The sequence below is a fragment of the Pedobacter sp. CG_S7 genome (genome assembly GCF_040544395.1).
Classification (GTDB): domain Bacteria; phylum Bacteroidota; class Bacteroidia; order Sphingobacteriales; family Sphingobacteriaceae; genus Pedobacter.
On sequence record NZ_JBEONS010000001.1, the window covers coordinates 211,266 to 231,518 of the forward strand.

The 20,253-nt window shown below is 37.9% G+C and carries 16 protein-coding genes and 1 pseudogene; 13 read left to right on the forward strand and 4 right to left on the reverse strand.

Annotation, left to right across the window (positions count from 1 at the left end; genetic code table 11):
* The first annotated feature begins 4 nt into the window (after positions 1-4).
* The 3 genes from AAKU52_RS00955 to AAKU52_RS00965 are packed head-to-tail and all read left to right on the forward strand — an operon-like array spanning position 5 to position 5,566.
* Positions 5-2,308 (forward strand): GH92 family glycosyl hydrolase, encoded by a 2,304-nt coding sequence (locus AAKU52_RS00955; RefSeq protein ID WP_354329255.1) that lies wholly within the window; start codon positions 5-7, stop codon positions 2,306-2,308.
* 60 nt (positions 2,309-2,368) lie between these two features.
* The gene (locus AAKU52_RS00960) at positions 2,369-3,637 is read left to right on the forward strand and encodes a M28 family metallopeptidase (protein WP_354329257.1); all 1,269 of its coding nucleotides are present in this window, start codon (positions 2,369-2,371) and stop codon (positions 3,635-3,637) included.
* A 33-nt stretch (positions 3,638-3,670) separates the two neighbouring features.
* Positions 3,671-5,566: a TonB-dependent receptor plug domain-containing protein gene (locus tag AAKU52_RS00965; protein WP_354329259.1), complete on the forward strand. Its 1,896-nt coding sequence runs from the start codon at positions 3,671-3,673 to the stop codon at positions 5,564-5,566.
* 43 nt (positions 5,567-5,609) lie between these two features.
* Here the strand turns inward: AAKU52_RS00965 and AAKU52_RS00970 are convergent, their stop codons facing one another.
* Positions 5,610-7,670, reverse strand: a complete 2,061-nt coding sequence (locus tag AAKU52_RS00970; RefSeq protein WP_354329261.1) for a TonB-dependent receptor — start codon at positions 7,668-7,670, stop codon at positions 5,610-5,612.
* A gap of 107 nt (positions 7,671-7,777) precedes the next feature.
* Positions 7,778-9,013, reverse strand: a complete 1,236-nt coding sequence (locus tag AAKU52_RS00975) for an isocitrate dehydrogenase (NADP(+)) (protein ID WP_354329263.1) — start codon at positions 9,011-9,013, stop codon at positions 7,778-7,780.
* Positions 9,014-9,114: 101 nt separating this feature from the next.
* Between AAKU52_RS00975 and AAKU52_RS00980 the strand changes: the two genes are divergently transcribed.
* A complete protein-coding gene (locus AAKU52_RS00980) occupies positions 9,115-9,540 on the forward strand; it encodes a hypothetical protein (RefSeq protein ID WP_354329265.1) in 426 nt (141 codons plus the stop codon).
* A gap of 3 nt (positions 9,541-9,543) precedes the next feature.
* Here the strand turns inward: AAKU52_RS00980 and AAKU52_RS00985 are convergent, their stop codons facing one another.
* On the reverse strand, positions 9,544-11,400 hold the full coding sequence (locus AAKU52_RS00985; RefSeq protein ID WP_354329267.1) for a DNA polymerase III subunit gamma/tau: 1,857 nt from the start codon (positions 11,398-11,400) through the stop codon (positions 9,544-9,546).
* A gap of 88 nt (positions 11,401-11,488) precedes the next feature.
* Between AAKU52_RS00985 and AAKU52_RS00990 the strand changes: the two genes are divergently transcribed.
* The 5 genes from AAKU52_RS00990 (at position 11,489) to rplI (ending at position 13,715) form a co-directional block, all read left to right on the forward strand.
* Positions 11,489-11,953 carry a hypothetical protein gene (locus AAKU52_RS00990; RefSeq protein WP_354329269.1) on the forward strand — a complete coding sequence of 155 codons (465 nt, stop codon included), beginning with the start codon at positions 11,489-11,491 and terminating at the stop codon, positions 11,951-11,953.
* Between the two features lie 95 nt (positions 11,954-12,048).
* Entirely contained in the window at positions 12,049-12,546 is a 498-nt protein-coding gene (locus tag AAKU52_RS00995; protein WP_354329271.1) for a hypothetical protein, read from the forward strand.
* 92 nt (positions 12,547-12,638) lie between these two features.
* The gene (gene rpsF, locus AAKU52_RS01000; RefSeq protein WP_354329273.1) at positions 12,639-12,998 is read left to right on the forward strand and encodes a 30S ribosomal protein S6; all 360 of its coding nucleotides are present in this window, start codon (positions 12,639-12,641) and stop codon (positions 12,996-12,998) included.
* Positions 12,998-13,261 (forward strand): 30S ribosomal protein S18, encoded by a 264-nt coding sequence (gene rpsR / locus AAKU52_RS01005; protein WP_012780908.1) that lies wholly within the window; start codon positions 12,998-13,000, stop codon positions 13,259-13,261. The genes rpsF and rpsR overlap by 1 nt, the downstream gene beginning before the upstream one ends.
* A gap of 10 nt (positions 13,262-13,271) precedes the next feature.
* Positions 13,272-13,715, forward strand: a complete 444-nt coding sequence (gene rplI, locus AAKU52_RS01010; RefSeq protein WP_354329275.1) for a 50S ribosomal protein L9 — start codon at positions 13,272-13,274, stop codon at positions 13,713-13,715.
* A 222-nt stretch (positions 13,716-13,937) separates the two neighbouring features.
* Here the strand turns inward: rplI and AAKU52_RS01015 are convergent, their stop codons facing one another.
* Positions 13,938-14,228, reverse strand: coding sequence for a PH domain-containing protein (locus AAKU52_RS01015; RefSeq protein ID WP_354329277.1), 291 nt, complete (start codon positions 14,226-14,228; stop codon positions 13,938-13,940).
* 119 nt (positions 14,229-14,347) lie between these two features.
* On the opposite strand from AAKU52_RS01015, the pseudogene mtgA reads away from it, so the two are divergent.
* From mtgA to AAKU52_RS01035, 4 genes and pseudogenes are all read left to right on the forward strand, one after another.
* Positions 14,348-15,070: pseudogene (mtgA, locus tag AAKU52_RS01020) on the forward strand (monofunctional biosynthetic peptidoglycan transglycosylase).
* Positions 15,071-15,117: 47 nt separating this feature from the next.
* Positions 15,118-15,666 carry an RNA polymerase sigma factor gene (locus AAKU52_RS01025; protein ID WP_354329279.1) on the forward strand — a complete coding sequence of 183 codons (549 nt, stop codon included), beginning with the start codon at positions 15,118-15,120 and terminating at the stop codon, positions 15,664-15,666.
* A 73-nt stretch (positions 15,667-15,739) separates the two neighbouring features.
* Positions 15,740-16,840 (forward strand): FecR family protein, encoded by a 1,101-nt coding sequence (locus AAKU52_RS01030; RefSeq protein WP_354329281.1) that lies wholly within the window; start codon positions 15,740-15,742, stop codon positions 16,838-16,840.
* A 43-nt stretch (positions 16,841-16,883) separates the two neighbouring features.
* Entirely contained in the window at positions 16,884-20,252 is a 3,369-nt protein-coding gene (locus AAKU52_RS01035; RefSeq protein WP_354329283.1) for a SusC/RagA family TonB-linked outer membrane protein, read from the forward strand.
* The last annotated feature ends 1 nt before the right edge of the window (position 20,253 follow it).

Here is a 20,253-nt window from a genome sequence, read left to right on the forward strand (position 1 = left end):
ACAAATGAACCTACCAAAACTTTTACCGATTATCTATTGTCTATTTTTTAGCCTAACTGTTCAGGCACAAAAACAACCTTATCAATATGTAAAACCGATTATTGGAACAGCTAAAATGGGACATACCTTTCCAGGAGCAACAGTTCCTTTTGGTGCTGTACAGTTAAGTCCAGATACAGATACCTTATCTTATGAGCTCAATGGTAAATACAATAAGGATATGTATAAATATTGTGCAGGCTATCAGTACACCGATAAAACTATTGTAGGTTTTAGTCATACGCATTTTAGTGGTACCGGGCATTCTGACCTTGGTGATTTTCTGATTATGCCCACAACAGGTAAATTACAGCTTAATCCTGGAACAGCAGATCAGCCACAAAATGGTTACCGTTCTGCTTTCTCTCATCAAAATGAAGTTGTTGAAGCCAATTATTACAAAGTAAAACTCGACGACCATAACATCACCGCAGAATTGACTACCAGTCCGAGGGTTGGTTTTCATCAATATACTTTTCCCAAGTCTGATGAATCGCACATTGTGCTAGACTTGATGAGTGGCATATATAATTATGATGATAAAAACGTGTGGACTTTTGTGCGGGTAGTTAACGATACGCTGATTACAGGCTATCGCCAAACTTCAGGTTGGGCACGTACGCGGACAGTTTATTTTGCCATGACCTTCTCTAGGCCTTTCATCAGTTATGGTCAGAAAAACTATGATGAGCAGCAAGTTTACAAAGGTTTCTGGCGTAAGTTTGATGAAACAAAAAACTTTCCTGAAATGGCAGGAAGGAAAATCAGGGCATATTTTGACTTTAAAACCGAAGCTGGAGAAAAGGTTAAAATTAAATTCGCCCTTTCTCCTGTGAGTCAGAAAAATGCTTTGGAAAACCTGCGTACCGAGATACCGGGTTGGGATTTCGAAAAGGTTAAGCGCGACGGGCAGCAGGCATGGAACAAAGAATTAAGTAAAATAGCCGTAAATACGTTGAATGAGAATGATAAAATCAATTTCTATACCTCAATGTACCATACTTTCATCAATCCTACCTTGTATGCTGATGTGAATGGCGAGTATAAAGGTTTAGATCAGGATACACATAATGCAGAAGGTTTCAACAATTACACTACCTTTTCCTTATGGGATACTTACCGTGCTTTGCATCCTTTCTTTAATTTGATACAACCTACTAGAAATGCAGATATGGTTTCTTCTATGTTGGCCCATTATGATCAAAGTACTTTAAAAATGTTGCCGATCTGGTCGCATTATGCCAATGATAACTGGTGTATGAGTGGTTATCATAGTGTTTCAGTGGTTGCTGATGCAATTATTAAAGGAAACTATAAAGGCGATGCTGAAGCTGCTCTGGCTGCATGTGTTGCTACTGCCAAGCATCGAAGTTATGAAGGTATTGGCGAATACATGGATAAAGGTTATATTTCTGCAGAAGCAAACGGAACTTCGGTTTCCAATACAATGGAATATGCTTATGATGATTGGTGTATTGCCCAACTGGCTAAGAAATTAGGTAAAACGGACCTCTATAATGAATTTATTAAACGTTCTGAAAATTGGAGGAATGTATATGATAAGCAGTCTGGTTTTATGCGTCCAAGGTTGAAAGATGGCAGTTTCAGGAAAGATTTCGATGTGCTGAGTACCCACGGACAAGGGTTTATTGAAGGAAATGCATGGAATTACAGCTTGTATGTGCCACATCAGCCTGCAGAAATGATTGCCTTAAGAGGAGGGAAACAGCGTTTTGCAACACACCTTGATTCTTTGTTTACGATGTACCTGCCAGATGAGTTTTTTGCTGAAACGGAAGACATCACCCGGGAAGGGATTATCGGGAATTATGTACATGGCAATGAACCCGCACATCATGCAGCTTATTTGTATAATTATACCAATACGCCATGGAAAACGCAGGAAAGGGTGCGCATGATTCTTAAGAAAATGTACGGTCCAACAGCAGATGGATTAGGTGGCAATGATGATTGCGGTCAGATGAGTGCCTGGTATATATTTAGCGCATTAGGTTTTTATCCTATGGCTCCAGGATCGGTGAATTACGAATTGGGTAGTCCGGCAGTAATTAATGCCACTATGAACCTGGAGAATGGTAAAACCTTTACCGTAAAAACTAAAAATCAAAGCGATAAAAATGTTTTTGTGGGAAAGGTAATGTTGAATGGTAAAATGTTAGATCGTAAATACATTACCCATCAAGAAATTACTGCTGGCGGTGAAATACAGTTCTTTATGTCGGCTAAACCTAATAAAAAATTAAACTAAATGTTTTGTTCCTACATCATGCAGAAAATGAACTGTAGTAAATTTTTCTTGTTAATATTTATGCTGTCAGGGATTGCTAATACTACATTTTCACAGCAAACGGTCTATGCCAGAAAAGTAATTCAAACTTTGGCTTCCCCAGCTTTTAAAGGCCGGGGATATGTAGAAAGTGGTGATCATAAAGCCTCCGCCTATATTGCTGGTGAGTTTAAGAAATTCGGATTGCTGCCATTAAATAAAGATTCCTATTTTCAGGAATTCAATTTACCGGTAAACACTTTTCCGGGGAAAGTGGAACTGAAGCTTAACGGAGGACTGCTGACTACCGCAGTAGATTACCTGGTGAGTGCTTCTAGTCCGCCGATACATGGCACTTATAAAGTGATATCCGTAAACCGTACGGATATCAATAATGTTACTAAATTAGCGGAAATTCTAGTTCGGTCTGTCGATGCTTTTATTCTTATTGATAACAGGGCATTAAAAGAGGAGCTTCCAGAAGTAAAGCAGTTCATCGATGGGCAAATTAATGAATTGATTAAAAATGAAACATTCAATTTCAAAGGCCTGCTCATTTATTCATCAGATAAGTTAACGTGGACCACCTTAAGTTACCAAACTAAAAGGCCTGTGATTAAGATCAATAAAAAAGACTTGGATCCGACAAAGGTAAACAGCCTCAGCATTGCTGTAGACGTTAAATTTATACCCGCTTATACCACAAGAAATGTAGCTGGTTTGGTTAAAGGTAGTTCAGGTATAGATTCTACGCTAGTGATTACTGCCCATTATGACCACCTGGGTTTATTAGGTAAGAAGGTGTATTTCCCTGGTGCTAATGATAATGCCAGCGGCGTAGCTATGTTGCTGAGTTTTGCCCGCCATTATGCACAGCATCCGCCAAAGTACAATATGGTTTTCCTTGCTTTTTCTGGGGAGGAGATTGGTCTGCTAGGCTCAGCAGCTTTTGTGAAAAAGCCTCTTATAGCATTGGATAAAATCAAGTTTCTGGTTAATTTTGATTTGGCAGGTACAGGAGAGGAAGGTGTAAAGGTTGTGAATGCCACAAAGTATAAAGTTCAATTCGATAAATTAGTGCAACTTAATCAGCAAAATCAGCTCCTTAAAAAAGTAGATAGCAGAGGTGAAGCCTGTAATAGTGATCATTGCCGTTTTTATCAACAAGGCGTACCTTCTTTTTTTATCTATACACAGGGTGGTATTCAAGCTTATCACGATATTTATGATAGGGCAGAAACTTTACCTTTAACGGCTTTTGATAATTACTTTGAGCTCTTGAGTCAGTTTTTTGATTGTGGAGTGTCGTAAACATCCTATATTTGCCTCCCATTAAATAAATAAATGGGCTATCATAAAATCGGCATTGCTGCACTGGTATTAATTTGTTTTGCCGTTGCGGTAAAAGCACAAGACACCACAATCAAACCTTCCAAAAACGACTCTGTCAATAGGCTAAATGAAGTTCTCATCAAAGAAAACAGGATACAGCTTCCGTTTTCTCAACAGAACCGCAATATCTGGATCATCGACCAGGAGAAGATAAAAAGTTTACCTGCCCGTTCGGTAAGTGAGCTGTTGAGTTACGTATCCGGGGTAGACGTTCGCCAACGTGGTCCGGGTGGTGCACAAGCAGACATCAGTATCGATGGTGGTACTTTTGATCAAACTTTGGTGTTGCTTAATGGGGTCAAGGTTGCTGATCCGCAAACTGGTCATAACATGATGAACCTGCCCATTACCCTTAGTGATATTGATCATATTGAAGTGCTGAGAGGTTCCGCTTCCAGGGTGTATGGCATTAATGCTTTAACCGGAGCTATTAATATTGTAACCCGCACTGCTCAAAAAACAGGTGTTTCTGCCCAGCTTTTCTCTGGAAGTAGTTTTAAAAAAGATGAGGTATCCGGAGATACTTATGCTAATTATGGCATACAAGCAAGCGGGAGTGTTGTGCAAAAAAACGGCATTCATTCCTTATCTATCGCACAGGAAGCAGGAAATGGCTATCGCTACAATACAGCCTTTAACAATCAAAAGATTTTTTACCAGGGGCAGCTGGCTGTTGGTAAAGGCGACCAGATTGATTTAATGGCAGGTTATACCCATAATAACTTTGGTGCAAATGCATTCTACGCTGCCCCAGGTGATAAAGAGAGTGAAGAAACGGTGAATACTTTACTAGCCTCCGTTGCCTATACCACAAAGCTAAGTGCCAATTGGCAGCTCACCCCAAGAATCAGTTACAGGAATAATGTAGACGATTATCTGTATATTAAACAACGTCCTGATAAATTTCACAACCACCACCAAACAAATGTTATTGATGCTGAGCTGAACAATACCATCCAAACAAAAATTGGAACGTTTGGCCTCGGACTAGAAGCGAGAACTGAACAGATCAACAGTACCAATTTGGGTAAAAGAAATCGTACAAATACAGGTGTTTTTGGTGAATATAAATTTGAACCTTTCAACCGATTGTTGATAAATGTAGGTGCTTATGCCAATTATAATTCTGATTATGGCTGGCAGGCCTTTCCAGGTATAGATGCAGGGTATAATTTTTATGGTGATTGGCGTTTATTCGCAAATCTAGGAACCGGGCAGCGTTTGCCAACCTATACTGATTTATACTACAAAGGACCAACCAATGTAGGTAATGATTTGCTGCAGCCAGAAAAATCTACTTATGCTGAGGGGGGATTGAAATACAATAAAGAAGGTTTGGTGCTGAATGTGAGTTATTTTACTCGACGCATTACTAATTTTATTGATTGGGTGAAAGCCACACAGAGTGAACCCTGGAAACCAGAGAACTTTAGTGACGTTAACACCGAAGGATTTACAATAAGTGGCGATTATCTGGTTAAAAGCGACTTAGCAATTTTTAATAGCTTGCGTTTTGGGGCTTCGTATACTCATCTTGATCCAAGTTTTAAGACAACACTCGCTACGGCGAATTTTTCCCGTTATGCGCTGGAAAGTTTGAGAAATCAATGGAGTGGAACAGTCAATGCGGAGTTTTCTAATTTACTTGCTTTAACCTTAACCGCACGATATAACGAGCGGATTAATTATAAGTCCTACACTGTATTAGATGCCAGATTGGCTTTTAAGCAGCCTAATTATAGTATTTATGCCGATGGTGCTAATCTTTTCAACGTACAATATGTTGAAGCAGGCGCGGTTCCAATGCCAGGTTCATGGTTCACCTTGGGTATCAAGACAGGGATTTAACATGGTTATATAAAAAGGAGCAGGAGCAACCTGCTCCTTTTTATCATTTGATTTTCAGCACAAGTCCGGCGTAAAAATTCCTTCCCGCTGCAGCATTAAAATGCCTGCCACCTATTGAATTTAAGTCATTTCCAAGACTATATTTTTTGTTTAACAAGTTATCTGCTCCAATAAATAACTCCAAAGGGAGCTTTCCAATATTTAAGTTTTTCCAACCTAATTTGCCTTGCAGCAAATGATAGTTACCAGCATAAACCGTATTGGCATCATTAAGTGGTATTTTTGACGTGTAATTGTGCTGCACAAATAAATACCAGCCATTTAATAATTGTAAATCGGCACTGCTTAAAACAATGTTTTTAGGAACACCAGTTAAATCATTTCCAGTGTAATCAACAGCCTTATCCAGATAATCACTAAACTTAAAGCGGCTCAGCGTATAAGCATTTCTCAACTGCAGGCCCCTAATAAAACCAGCAGATTTAAGTGGAATAACCCATGCAGAAACCGCGGTTTCCAAACCCCATTGTTTGGTGCCACCTGCGTTGATAAAATATTCTGTGTCATTTTGGTTTAATCGCCTCACGATAGCACTTTTTAAATGGTAATAAAAACCAGTGACATCAATAAAAATTCTTTTCTGGAGTGCTTCATATTTAAAGCCGGTTTCATAATTCCAGCCAAACTCAGGTTGTAATGCAACATTAATAACATTATCAGAAGCCCTTACTTCAGCCAATGTAGGTGGAGAATAACCCTTACTCAAGGACGCATGTAAAGAGAATTCCGGACTAGCTAAATAAGAGAGGGCAACTCTTGGCATAAACTGTACATCAAAATTCTTTGTTTTTTCTGCAACAGCAACAGGTGCTATACTTTGGTAGCGGTAGCCATAGAGGTTGGCACTTCCAGAAATCTCTAGCAGCCATTTATCGAGGTAATCAAAGTTAAGGTGTGCAAAAGCGAAATTTGCTGCTGATTTTAATTTATCTGCTGCTTGCACCGCACCCCGGGTTCCAAAGTTATTATCGAAATTATCAAAGGTAGTGCTGGTTTGCATGCTTTCTAAGCCTAAATTAAACTTCCAGTTCAAGGTGCTTTTTCGCGCTTCATATTCTATATAAGTACGTAAGCCTATGGTAGATTCTTTTCGATGCTCGTAATTGGTAATAAAAGGATTTTTAAAATCAGTATAAGAAGTAAAAAGGGAAGCAATATGTTTAAGTTGGGGTGAGATTTGCCATTCGTTAGAAATACCGCCATAAAGTGTTTTACTGTAAATACCAGCTTTCTGTTCTATAGCGCTTTTAGTGAATTTTGTTGCCTGTCTTGATAATCTAGGGTTTGCAGCAAACTGTGCAGCGTTCAATCCACCCGGCGTATTGTAATGCAAGTCTGAATAAAACAGGAGTCCCTTTAAGCTTGCAGCGGCAGAATAATTATATTTTTGCAAAGCCTGAAAATAGTGGCGTTCCATACCGCTGTGATCCCTATAACCATCACTGCGCTGGTAAGCCTGGCTAATGTTGAGCTGGTAATTTTTCCATTGTTTTCCCAACTGAATATTTTCTTGAAAAAGGCCATAAGAGCCACCCTGCAATTTAAACTTCAAAAGCGTGCTGTCCTTGCCAATCGCTAAAGGACTAATCAGCACTACGCCGCCAGAATTAGCGCCGAAAATACTACTCTGTGGACCCTTTAAAACTTGTATCCCTCCAACGCTTCCTGCATCCAATGCATTGAGGTAACTATTGCCACCAGCGTCTGTTAAAGGAAACTCATCCAGGTATATTTTTACATTTCTGATGCCAAAAGGAGAGCGTAATAAACTTCCGCGGATAGAAAGACGGTAGCTTCCCGGCGATCTTTCCTCCATTCTTACGCCAGCAATAGTATTCATTGCTGGAACTAAACTATTAGCCTGTTGCCTTTGTAAGGTTAGGCTGTCTATAAGGCCAAAAGAACCTGTGGTCCTCAATAGTGGTTGATCAGAAAAATAAGGTCTAATGATGACCTCTTTTAATCTCCTGCTGGAATCAGGAACTGTTTGGGCGAAGCCAAGAAAATAGCAGAAAGAAAGTGCAGGAAGTAGTATTCTTTTCATTAATCAGTCATTTTTTTAAACAAATAATTCGTCAAACACATTAGGTAACGAAAAAGCCGTTTCTGCTAAGTTACAGAAACGGCTTCATCAAATGTAATTATATAAACTTAAGCTAATCTAGCTTGTAGATTCTCATCTATAGCAGCTAAGAACTCTTCGGTATATAAGTAATGTTTGCCATGCTCTACTTTATTTCCATGGATACAAACTGCTAAATCTTTGGTCATTTTACCACTTTCAACAGTTTCGATACAAACCTTTTCTAAAGTATGACAGAAATCAATCAGCTCTTGGTTGTTATCTAAACCACCACGGAATTCAAGACCTCTTGTCCATGCGAAAATTGAAGCGATTGGATTGGTAGATGTTGGTTTTCCACCCTGGTGATCACGGTAGTGACGAGTCACAGTACCATGTGCAGCTTCAGCTTCCATTGTTTTTCCGTCTGGCGTAATCAATACAGAAGTCATTAAACCTAGAGAACCAAATCCCTGAGCTACCGTGTCAGACTGTACATCACCATCATAGTTTTTACAAGCCCAAACAAAGTTACCATTCCATTTTAGCGCAGAGGCAACCATGTCATCGATTAAACGGTGTTCATAAGTAATTCCAGCTGTTTCAAATTTAGTTTTGTAGTCGCTTTGGTAGATTTCTTCGAAGATATCTTTGAAACGCCCATCATATTTTTTTAGGATAGTATTTTTTGTTGATAAGTATAAAGGCCATTTTTTACTTAAAGCCTGGTTGAAACAAGCATGGGCAAAACCAATAATACTTTCGTCAGTGTTGTACATGGCTAAAGCAACACCATCACCTTTAAAGTTGTAAACATCAAAAGATTGAACTTCACCACCATCTTCAGGAGTAAAAGTTAAAGTTAATTTACCTTTACCTTTCGTTACTAAATCAGTAGCGCGGTATTGATCACCAAAAGCGTGACGGCCAATACAAATAGGGGCAGTCCAGTTTGGAACTAAACGTGGAACATTACTCATTACAATTGGTTCACGGAAAACAGTACCATCAAGAATATTGCGGATGGTTCCGTTTGGTGATCTCCACATTTGTTTTAAATTAAATTCCGTAACACGTTGTTCATCAGGAGTAATGGTTGCGCATTTGATACCTACACCATGTTTTTTAATAGCTTCAGCTGCGTCAATAGTAACCTGGTCATTCGTTTCATCACGGTATTCAATACTAAGATCATAGTATTTAATATCAAGATCCAAATAAGGAAGGATCAATTTATCTTTAATGAATTTCCAGATGATACGGGTCATTTCGTCACCATCTAACTCAACAACGGGCTGAGTTACTTTAATTTTTTGTACTGACATATTATGGATTCAATTTAAATTGATTATATAAGGTGGCTAAGATAAGAATTCTGAAACAATTAAAGATTTCCTAACGTTATGAACATATAAATTATGATGCTATGACTACTAATAAAAACAACCGCCCCGGTCAACAAGGTTCTAAGGATAAATTACATGACGCTGATTTAGGTGAGACTAAAGATGCTAAAAATTTGGTTTATGATAAGGATAAAAATAGTTTTGAAATTGACGTAAAAAGCGAGGATAAAGATTATAACCATCCTTTGCCTTATGAAACTGCCGCTGCTAACGGGGGCGATGAAAATTCAGATTACGATGAATCCAATCCTTATATTGGTGATGAATACGCTAAGAAAGAGGAGCAGATAGAAAATGACCTGGACGAATTAGGGATGCATGTAGATAATGGAAAAAGTGTAGAAGTTGATGCTGAAGATGAATACTTAGCTAAAACACCGGAGGATGACAGGACTGATCTGGATGAAGAAGGTTATCCATTAAATGATACACCAAAAATGTTTTAAGCTTTAGGAATTAACATCAAGGTTAAACTGCTTGCGCATTTCTTCAAGCTGGGGGTTTTTTTGAACCAGGTATTGATATTTTTCAATGCTGGTATAAAGCCTGTTTTTTAATTCTCTTTCTACTTTCCGGGTAATAATGTTTAAGTTGAAATTATTCAATTGTGCCCTGAGAAAGTTCAAAAAGTAAACCTGTTCATCCTGAAGTATACTTTCCTGAATCTTATTTTCTATCAGTATCGTAATTTCTTCATTTTCTAAAATCGGATCATTACTGGTCAGGAGGGTGAAGATATTTATTTTACCATCGTCTTTAGCCTTATGGGCGTAAATATTCCACCATTCCATCAGCTTTTCAAAAGTGAAAGCATCTTTTTCGCTGCCATCAATGTATTTTGGCTCTTTGTTTTCAACTCCTGCTGCCACATTTTCTAATGCCGTAAGTGAAGGTATTAGTGTGCCACCCACATTATTAGCTCCTTGTTGTAGCTTTAAACTAATTGTATTACCCAAGGGCTGTGTACTGCGCTGGGGTTGTATTGCCTGTTTTTCTGTTTCCACAACTGGAATTTCAGGAATTACAGGCAAAGGGGTGGGCGTTGGCGTTGGAGTTGAAGGAGCCGAGATTTCAGGTGCAATAGCCTCCGCAGGTATTTTAGCAGGTTTTTGTGGGGTTACCACAGTGCTTTCAGTACTTACTTTAGTTTTTTTTTTATGCTGATCTGTATCAGTTATGGCATTGGTAGCGGGTAGTTGAGCTAAATTTAGCACCGATGGAATGTGACACATCTTAATGAGCGCAAGTTCTACTTGCAAACGTTGATTTTTGCTGTTTTTATAGATCAGGTCACACTGGTTAGCCAGGTTAAGTGCTGTTAAAATAAATGAAACTGAAGTCTGCTGACTCTGTTCCAGGTATTTTTGTTTAATATTTTCACTAACTTCTAAAAGCTTAATGGTTTGCGGGTCTTTGCCTACCAATAAATTGCGCAGGTGACTGGCCAATCCGTTAATAAAATTATTGCCATCGAACCCATTGTTTAATACCTCATCAAACAAAACCAATGCCTGACCTACATTTGCTGAGGTCAAATAGGTGGTCAATTTAAAGTAGTAATCGTAATCAAGGATATTTAAATTAGCTATAACCGATTTATAAGTTAGGTTCTTATTAGTGAAACTAACAATTTGATCGAACATAGAAAGGGCATCCCTTAAGCCACCATCAGCTTTTTGAGCAATAATGTGCAGTCCGTCTTCTTCTACGGCAATGTTTTCACGCAACGCAATTTTATTCAGGTGCGTGGTAATATCCTCTACCTGTATCCTGTTGAAATCAAAGATCTGACAACGAGATAATATAGTAGGCAGTATTTTATGTTTTTCAGTTGTCGCTAATATAAAAATAGCATAAGAAGGAGGTTCTTCTAAAGTTTTCAAGAAAGCGTTGAAGGCATTTGCCGAAAGCATGTGCACCTCATCAATAATATAAATTTTATATTTCCCTGCTTGTGGAGGTATCCTTACCTGTTCAATGAGGCTTCTGATGTCATCTACCGAGTTATTTGAGGCGGCATCCAGTTCATGAAAGTTAAAAGAGTGACCTGTTTGAAAAGAAATACAAGAGTCGCAAACACCGCAAGCTTCCTGATCTGCACTGATGTTAAAACAGTTGATGGTTTTTGCTAGAATACGTGCGCAGGTAGTTTTACCAACACCACGAGGACCGCAAAAAAGAAATGCCTGTGCCAGTTGGTTGTTTTTTATAGCATTTTTTAAGGTTCCGGTAATATGGTTTTGTCCTACAACGGTGTCAAACGTAGAAGGACGGTATTTACGGGCCGATACTATAAAATTTTCCATTCGATACGAAATTATAAAATATTTATGGAGTGAGCAGGTTTTATCTGAAAAATAAAAATAGCTTAGTGTCAAATTTTAAAGCGCTCTCATGAAATTCTTTCTTCGTCTTCTCCTCCTTTTTATATTCCCATTTTTTTCTTTTGCGCAGTCTAATTTTCAACCTGGCTATATTGTTACTCCAAAAGGCGATACTGTAATTGGTTTTATTGATTATAAAGAACGAAGCGTGAATCCTGTAAAGGTGGTTTTTAAGCCTCACAAGTATAGTCTAACTCAGCAGTACACTATTAATGATTGTACTGCTTTTGGCATTAATCATTTAGAAACCTATCAGCGTTTTGTTGTTGCTATTAGTATGAGTAAGGAGAATAACAATAATCTATCCCATGGATTAGATAATTCAGAAAGAAGAGACACTGTTTTTTTAAAGGTATTACAAAGTGGTAAGAATGTAGTTTTATATGCCTATCAGGATCCACTAAAAAAAAGATTCTATATTTCAGATCAGCATCATAAAACACCTGAAGAGTTAAAAAGAAATATATATATATAAGAGATGGAAACAGACCGGTTGTTAAAAATGCACTTGCAGGCGAAGGTGCCGAAAATAAAAGTTCTTATTCTCCCTTTTTAACGCTTGGCATTGATATGTTTGGCAATCCAGCAATTAAAAAGATAATTTACCGGGCAGAGCTTTCTTTTTTAATGGGCCAATATGAAATGTCTAATGACCTAAATGTAGGTTCAGGTACAAATGAAAAAAGTATCAAGGCTAAATATGTTTTTAATCAATACACAGCTCAATTAACGCCACAAATAATCTTCAATATATACAATACCAATAAGTTGAAATTTTTTGCCTCTGCTGGTTTATCATTAAACTTATCTGGTTATGATAAAAGTAGAGGCACAAATATTCCTTATTTAGATGATTATGGGGAAACAATATTCATTAGTGAGGATAATTATTTAGAGTTGATCAATTTTAATTATTCGGCACGTTTTAATGCAGGTTTAGTGCTTAACAATAGGTTTGAACTGTCTGCAGGTTATAGTGTGCCCTCAGCAGTTACGCAATACGCAGAGTATAACATTGTTGTACAAAGAGTAACCCTTGGAATTAATTTCCTGTTGGGTAAGCATTAATATTCAATTGCTCTTTTACCAATAGAAATTTATTGCTACATTTGCAGCCCCATAGTAAGTATGGGTTACAATTAATTAATAAATAAATAACAATGAATCAGTACGAAACTGTTATCGTTCTTACCCCATTGTTGTCAGAAGAAGTAGCTAAAGAAGCAATAGCAAAATTTAGCAAAATCATTTCTGATAGCGGAGCCGAAATTGTTCAAGAGGACAATTGGGGTTTGAGAAAATTAGCGTATCCGATTGAAAAAAAAGCAAGCGGATTTTTCCACCTTACAGAGTACAAATCTTCAGGTGAATTAATTAACAAGTTGGAGTTAGAGCTTAAGCGCGATGAGCGTGTGCTACGTTTCTTGACTATAAGATTAGACCGTCATGCGGTTGCTTATAACGAGAAAAAACGCAGTGGAGCTTTTAACAAGAAACCTAAACAGGAGGCTGCAGTATAATGGCTAAGGATCAAATACAATATGTTACCGCTCCAAAAGTGGACGATAACAGAAAAAAATATTGCCGTTTCAGAAAAAACGGTATTAAATATATTGATTACAAAGACGCAAACTTTTTGTTGAAATTCATTAATGATCAAGGTAAAATTTTACCTCGCCGTTTAACGGGTACTTCATTAAAATTCCAACGTAAAGTTGCTCAGGCTGTAAAGCGTGCGCGCCACATTGGTTTGTTACCTTTCGTTGCTGACCAATTAAAATAGGAGCTGAAAAATGGAAATTATATTAAAACAAGATATCAAATCCCTAGGGGAGAAAGATGATATCGTGAATGTAAAGCCAGGATATGGTCGTAATTACTTAATCCCACAAGGATTTGGTGCTTTGGCTACTCCTTCAGCTAAAAAAGTTTTAGCAGAAAACTTAAAACAGGCTGCTTTTAAACAGGATAAAATTAAGAAAGATGCTGAAGGTATCGCTGAGCGTTTAACAACTGTTAAACTATCTATCGGTGCTAAAGCAGGCGAATCAGGTAAGATTTTTGGTGCAGTAAACACCATTATGATTGCTGAAGCATTAAAACAACAAGGTTTTGAAGTTGATCGTCGCCGTATTACTTTCGAAACTGAGCCTAAATTTGTTGGCGAGTACATCGCTAACTTAAACTTGCACAAAGAAGTGAAAGTTAAAGTTCCTTTCGAAGTTGTAGCTGAATAAGCTGTCTTACTCGATATTTAAAAAGCGTCCTGAACTTCAGGACGCTTTTTTTTTGACCTTATTTTTTGTAATGCTACAGGCTTTGAAGATCTCAATTTTCACCTTAGCTTTTTCTAGGAAAGGTTAGGGTTGGTAGGTCGTTGGTAGGTCCTTACCAGGTCTTTAGTATATCTAAATGACCTAGCAAGGACCTACCAACAACCTAGCAATAATAGGATAACTTTACTTTCTCCTTCTGCTTCTTCCTTCTTCAATCAAGTTTCTTATTTCTTTAACATCGTTTTTAGAAAAGCCATTCACTTCTATTTTATTACCATTTAGAAACAACCTTAAAGTAGAAAACCCAATCATAGGTGAATCTACTTCAATTGCGGTGATGTCTTCATAATTCAGGTATTTTGAATCGCCGCTAAATACACCTGGTTTTTTTATCTCGATATTGTTTTCCTCTAAATGGATCTCTGTAGGGAAGGCTTTATTACCTTCTGAGAGTCTTGATGCTGTGAATTTCATTTGACAGATTTATGGTTTAAATTTTTCTTTTAAAAAATGATTTTCCAAAGGTATTAATTTCTTTATTGGTGCTTGTCAAGATTTTGGGGCTTGACTGATGTTTTTATTACCTTTGATTGATGTCACTAAAAACACGCTCTGGTCATAAAACTAAGTTACCCCTGGTAAAAAGAATAACTTCCCTGTTGAGTAAAGTTTTAATTTGGTTTTTAATGGTCAGCGTGCTGTGGGTATTAGTTTACCGCTTTATTAACCCGCCAATTACCTTATTAATGATTACGCGGAACATTGAGCGTAAAGCTAATGGGAAGAACTTTAAAACCGACAAAAAGTGGGTTAATTTTGAATCGATTTCGGTTAATATGAAAAGGGCCGCTGTATCTGCAGAAGATCAGTTATTTTTAAAGCATATAGGCTTTGATATAAAAGCAATTGAAAAAGCCTTTGAAGGCAATGCAAAAGGAAAAAAAATAAAAGGGGGCAGTACCATTTCTCAACAAACTGCCAAGAACGTATTTCTATGGCCTGGCCGTTCCTGGTTACGCAAAGGCTTTGAAGCTTATTTTACTTTATTATAAGAGATTTTATGGCCTAAAGAGCGTATTTTGGAAGTTTACCTGAATGTAATTGAGATGGGCGACGGTATTTATGGTGCTGAGGCAGCAGCACAAGAATATTTCGGAAAATCTTGTCGCACGCTGAGCAAAGCACAGGCTGCCCTGATTGCAGCATGTTTCCCTAACCCAAGGCACTGGTCGCCCAACCACCCTACACGCTACATTAAACACCGGCAATATTTAATTATAAGAAACATGCAGCGACTTGGTCCGTTGGAATTTTAATTCAAACCTAAAAAAAGTCTTGAAAATTACTAACTTCAGCAGCAGATATGCTGGAGGAAGACGATCGTCATTATTGGGGGAAAATGCGGCTTGGCGATAAGCAAGCGTTATTTGAGTTATATAACAACATGTATTTCCACCTGATCAGGATTGGCCTGAAAATAAATGCAGATGATGAACTGGTTAAGGACTGTGTTAATCAGGTGTTTTTGAATTTGTGGGACAAGCGGGAGCGGTTGCCAGCAGTAGAAAATGTTAAATCTTACATCATCACTTCCTTAAAAAGGTGTATGCTGGATCAGCTTGATTATCTTCATAAAACCAATACGGCCTTAAATAAGATGGGGGCTGAAGAAGATTGGAATGAACTTTCTTATGAAGAAATCATGATTAATGTTCAGCAAGACGAAGACTTGAAGCGTAAACTCACTTTGGCCATCCAGCAACTTACCCCGCGGCAAATGGAATTGATAGAGCTCAAATTTTTTGAAGGCTTAAGTTATGACCAGATTGCAGAAAAAACTGCCCTTACTGTAAAAACTGCTTACAATACCATTTACGATGCGATTAAGACCTTAAGAAAGCTGATGAAATAATAGCGTTAAAAAAAAGTTTTCATTTCCTTAGGAAAAAAACCTGCTATTGGCGTCTGTGTAGTAAAACAATGCTATGCAAATGCCTAATGAGAATTTTTCTGTAGAAGAATTGATCTGCAATGAATCATTTCAACATTATTGTCTAGGTACGAGCCTTGAAAACCAGCTGCTTTGGCAGGATTGGATAAAAAAACACCCTCATAAAAGAGCTGAGTTTGAAGAGTCAAAGCGACTGGTAGAAATTTTGACTGTTAAACAAGGTAGCAGGATCAAACAAGTTAAAGAATTAAGGAGTGGCGTGGAGCAGCGTGAATTATTTTCAAAAGCGCTATCGCCAGAAAGCTACACCGCTGTATCATCACAGTCGCCAAATAGATTTCCTTTGCTTTATCAATATGCAGCTGGCATTGCCGCAGTAGTGTTGGTTGCAGTGTTCATTTATTTTTACACCCTGCCGGCTGTTAATCTTAACCTGCTTAAGCAACCTGTGGGGGAGCATTTTTCTTCCGGCAAGGCTTTACGTAAAACTATAGTATTGATTGATGGTAGCGTTATAACGCTGGCTAGAGAAAGTGTCATCAAATTAGAGGAAGGTTTTAATAAAAACAATAGAGCATTGTGGTTGAGTGGTGAAGCCTATTTCGATGTAAAACACGATTCTAAACATCCTTTTATTGTTCGCACAACCTATAATGATATCAAAGTTTTAGGAACTGTTTTTAATGTTAAGGCCTATTCCTCCGATAAGGAAATGGAGACCTCCCTTATTCGGGGAAGTGTAAGGGTTGATTCTAAAAAATATCCAGGCAAATTTGTCATCTTAAAACCGAATGAAAAGTTAATAACCAATAATTATTTAGTAAAAGTAAGTACTGAAGTTCAAAAGCCATTCCACATTACGATGTTGAAAATGAATAGTGAAACACAAAAGCCAGAAGAAGTTCAATGGATTCAGCAACGCTTGGAAATAGAAAATGAACCACTTTCCCTGATCGCGAAAAAACTGGAAACCTGGTATGGAATTGAAATAGTCATAAAAGATGAAGCCGTGAAGAATTACCATTATTCTGGGGTATTTGAAAATGAAACGATCATTAAAACCTTGGAAGCGCTGCAGCTTTCTTACCCTTTTGAATTTAAAGTGGAGCAGAATAAAATCATCATCAATAAATAAAGCCTTTTTATACATAACAACTAAACAACCTAAAACCCTTCCTATGAAAAAAACTTTACTCTTAAAGCATTTAAGTGAATTTTCATTGTCAAGCCGGATGCTGCTGACATTGAAATTGACCAGCTTAATTTTGTTAATCATGTGTTTACAGGTTTCGGCCTCTGGATTTGCACAACAAAAAATCAGTATCACTGCAAATGATATGAGTATCAGGAATTTGCTAAGAAATATTGAAAAACAGACAGATTACCGTTTTGTTTACAGCACACAGGCGCTTTCTCCTGAAAAGAAGATTTCCGTAAAACTCTACCAGGTTTCGCTCGACGAAGTGATGAAATGCATCTGGAAAGAAACCAATATTACTTATGCTCTGAAAGAAAATAACCTGGTTATTATTTATTCATCGGTTATGGAAACTAAGGATATCGTTATAACGGGTAGGGTTCTTGATGAAGGTGGGCAGCCGATGCCGGGCGTTTCAGTTAAAGTTAGCGGTTTGGCAGTAGCAACAGTTACAGATAATAATGGTGCTTATTCTATTCGTGTAGCAGATAATAATGCTGCTCTGGAGTTCTCGTATTTAGGTTATACACTTCAGGTTATTGCCGTAGGGACTAAAAACGTAGTTAATATTACCCTTAAGGCCGACACAAAAAGTTTGCAAGAAGTAATTGTTACGGGTTACACCAGTTACAAGAGAGAGCAATCTGCAAGTGCTGCCACTTTGGTTACGGCAGAAAAGATCAATAACGTAGCCGGATTAACGGTAGATCAGATTTTACAAGGACGCGTACCGGGGATGAGTGTGATTTCCAGTTCTGGGCAGCCTGGTCAGAGTGCTGCAGTAGTAATAAGGGGTATTGGAAGTGTTAATGGATCTTCCAGTCCTTTGTATATCCTTGATGGTACGCCCATAGAAGGTGGGTATTTTCAAACGATCAATCCAGAAGATATTGAAAACGTTACGGTGTTAAAAGATGCTTCAGCGAAAGCGCAATTTGGTTCAAGAGGTTCGAATGGTGTTATTCTAATTACCAGTAAAAAAGGGAAAGTGGGTAAGATAGCTGTTCAGTATACTTCGCAGTATGGATTCTCTAACCTGACCGAACCTAAATCGACCATGATGAATACTGCTCAACGATTAACTTTTGAAGAAGGAGTTGGTGCAGATTTTGGAAGAAATATAGGACCAGGATGGACCTATTCATCCAAAAATCCTAATTACATTTCTGGAACGCCTGTGTTCAGGCAAAATGCGGATCGTATTTTAGATAGTCTGAGCAAAATCAATATTGATTGGAGAGATCAGTTTTATCAAAACAGTAAATTTCAAGAACAGCAAGTAAGTATTAGTGGTGGTAATGAAAATCTTCGTTTTTATAACTCCCTTAATTATTATAACCAGGATGGTATTGCTAAACGTACAGGCTTAGACAGGTATTCCTTGAAAAGCAACATAGATTTTAAAGCAGACAAATTATCTGGAAATGTAAATTTAACCTTAGGTTATTCCAGGTCTACTTTTACAGAAGGAGAGGGGAGCACTGGTGCAGGTACGGCGATGTCGGCTGTTTACTATGCGCTTCCTTATGAAAACCCATACGGTGCTGATGGTACATTAATTCATCCAGGAAATAAAGCTAACTATTTTATCCTTGACCAGCGCGAGGGCAGTCAGGCTTTGGAGCGCCTGTATAATTCTTCTAATCAAACAGATCAGCTAAAATCAATTATTGGTACTTCACTGGCTTACCAGTTATTGCCAGAGTTGAAAATTACGACTAGAGCTGGTATCGATTATAGAAACTCTACAGATGAGGCTTATATTAATCCAGATTCTTATTATGGCGGCAGAAGTGTGACTAATACATTAGGAGGTAAAGGCCGTTTTGATGAGGGGAACAGGAGGAATTTCAATTTCATTTCTACTACAGGGTTAACTTTTGCCAAAACATTTAATGAAAAGCATGATTTTGAAGTTTCAGGTTTTTACGAATACGTATATAACAATTACAATTCTTTTAGTTTTTCTGGTTTTGGTTTAGACGGACGTTTACCAGGAACACCAGCAAGCATAACCAATAGTGCGGCCTATTTACCAATAGTTGGTGGCGGAAAAACCAAAAGTGCATTAGCCTCCTTTATGAGTTTAGCGAGGTACACTTATGATAATAAATACACGCTGACAGGGAGTTATCGTTATGATGGTTCTACGAAAGTTGCACCAAAAAACAAGTGGCATGGCTTTTATTCTCTTGGAGGAAACTGGAATGTTAAGAACGAGAACTTCCTAAAAGACAACGATTTTATAGCAGAATTGAGTCTTAGGGCTAGTTACGGTACATCAGCAAGTCCTTTTAGCAGTAATGATTTTTTATACTTGGCAACCTATGCGGCCAACACAACTTATGGAGGGGCATCAGGAATTCGTCCAACAGCAGCGGGAAATACTGATTTCGACTGGGAATATGTGAAGGAGTTTAATACTGGATTTGAGCTGACATTATTTAAAAGCCGCAGGTTACGATTAACTGCCGATTATTATAATAAGATTACCAATAACATGTTTATCGATCAACCGCCCTCAGCTACTTTTGGTTTCCCTATCCTAAGTTTAAGCTCTGGGAAAATGAGAAATAAGGGAGTAGAATTTGATGTAAGTGGTGATGTGCTAAAAACGGCAGATTTTACCTGGACAATAGGTGTAAATGCAGGTTACAATAAAAATGAAATTCTTCATGTTACGGATATTACTAATTCTTATCCGGATGGAGATACCCGAATTTTGCAAGTTGGTTTGCCTTATGGGTCTTATTTTGCGCCACAATGGGCGGGCGTAAATTCAACTACCGGTGAAGCACAATATTATAACCTTGATGGCAGCGTAACCACAACATATAATGTAAATACGCAAAGTGTAGCCAAATCAGGCAGTTTATATCCTTCATTAACCGGAGGTTTTAATACGAGCCTAACCTATAAAGGCATTAGTGCAAGTGCTTTGTTGTCGTTCGTCTCTGGTGTAAACCGATGGAATAATGAAGATTTCTATAATGAGAACCAACGTTATGCCACCAGTAACCAATCGCTAAGAATGTTAGCCGATAGGTGGATGAAACCAGGAGATGTGAAAACCCTGCAGCGGTTTGATATACCTAGAAATTTTTCATCAAAAGATATTGAAGATGCTTCCTTTTTGAGGTTGAGAAATGTAAACATCGGCTATACTGTTCCTATGGCCTTTATGGAAAAAATTAAGGTCGTTAAAACTTTAAAAGTTTTCGTTCAAGGTCAAAACCTATTTACATGGACGAAATGGAGAGGCTTGGATCCGGAAAATAACAGCGTTTATGGTCGTTTTCAATACCCAAATGCCCGGACATATACCGCAGGACTTAGTGCTAACTTTTAAT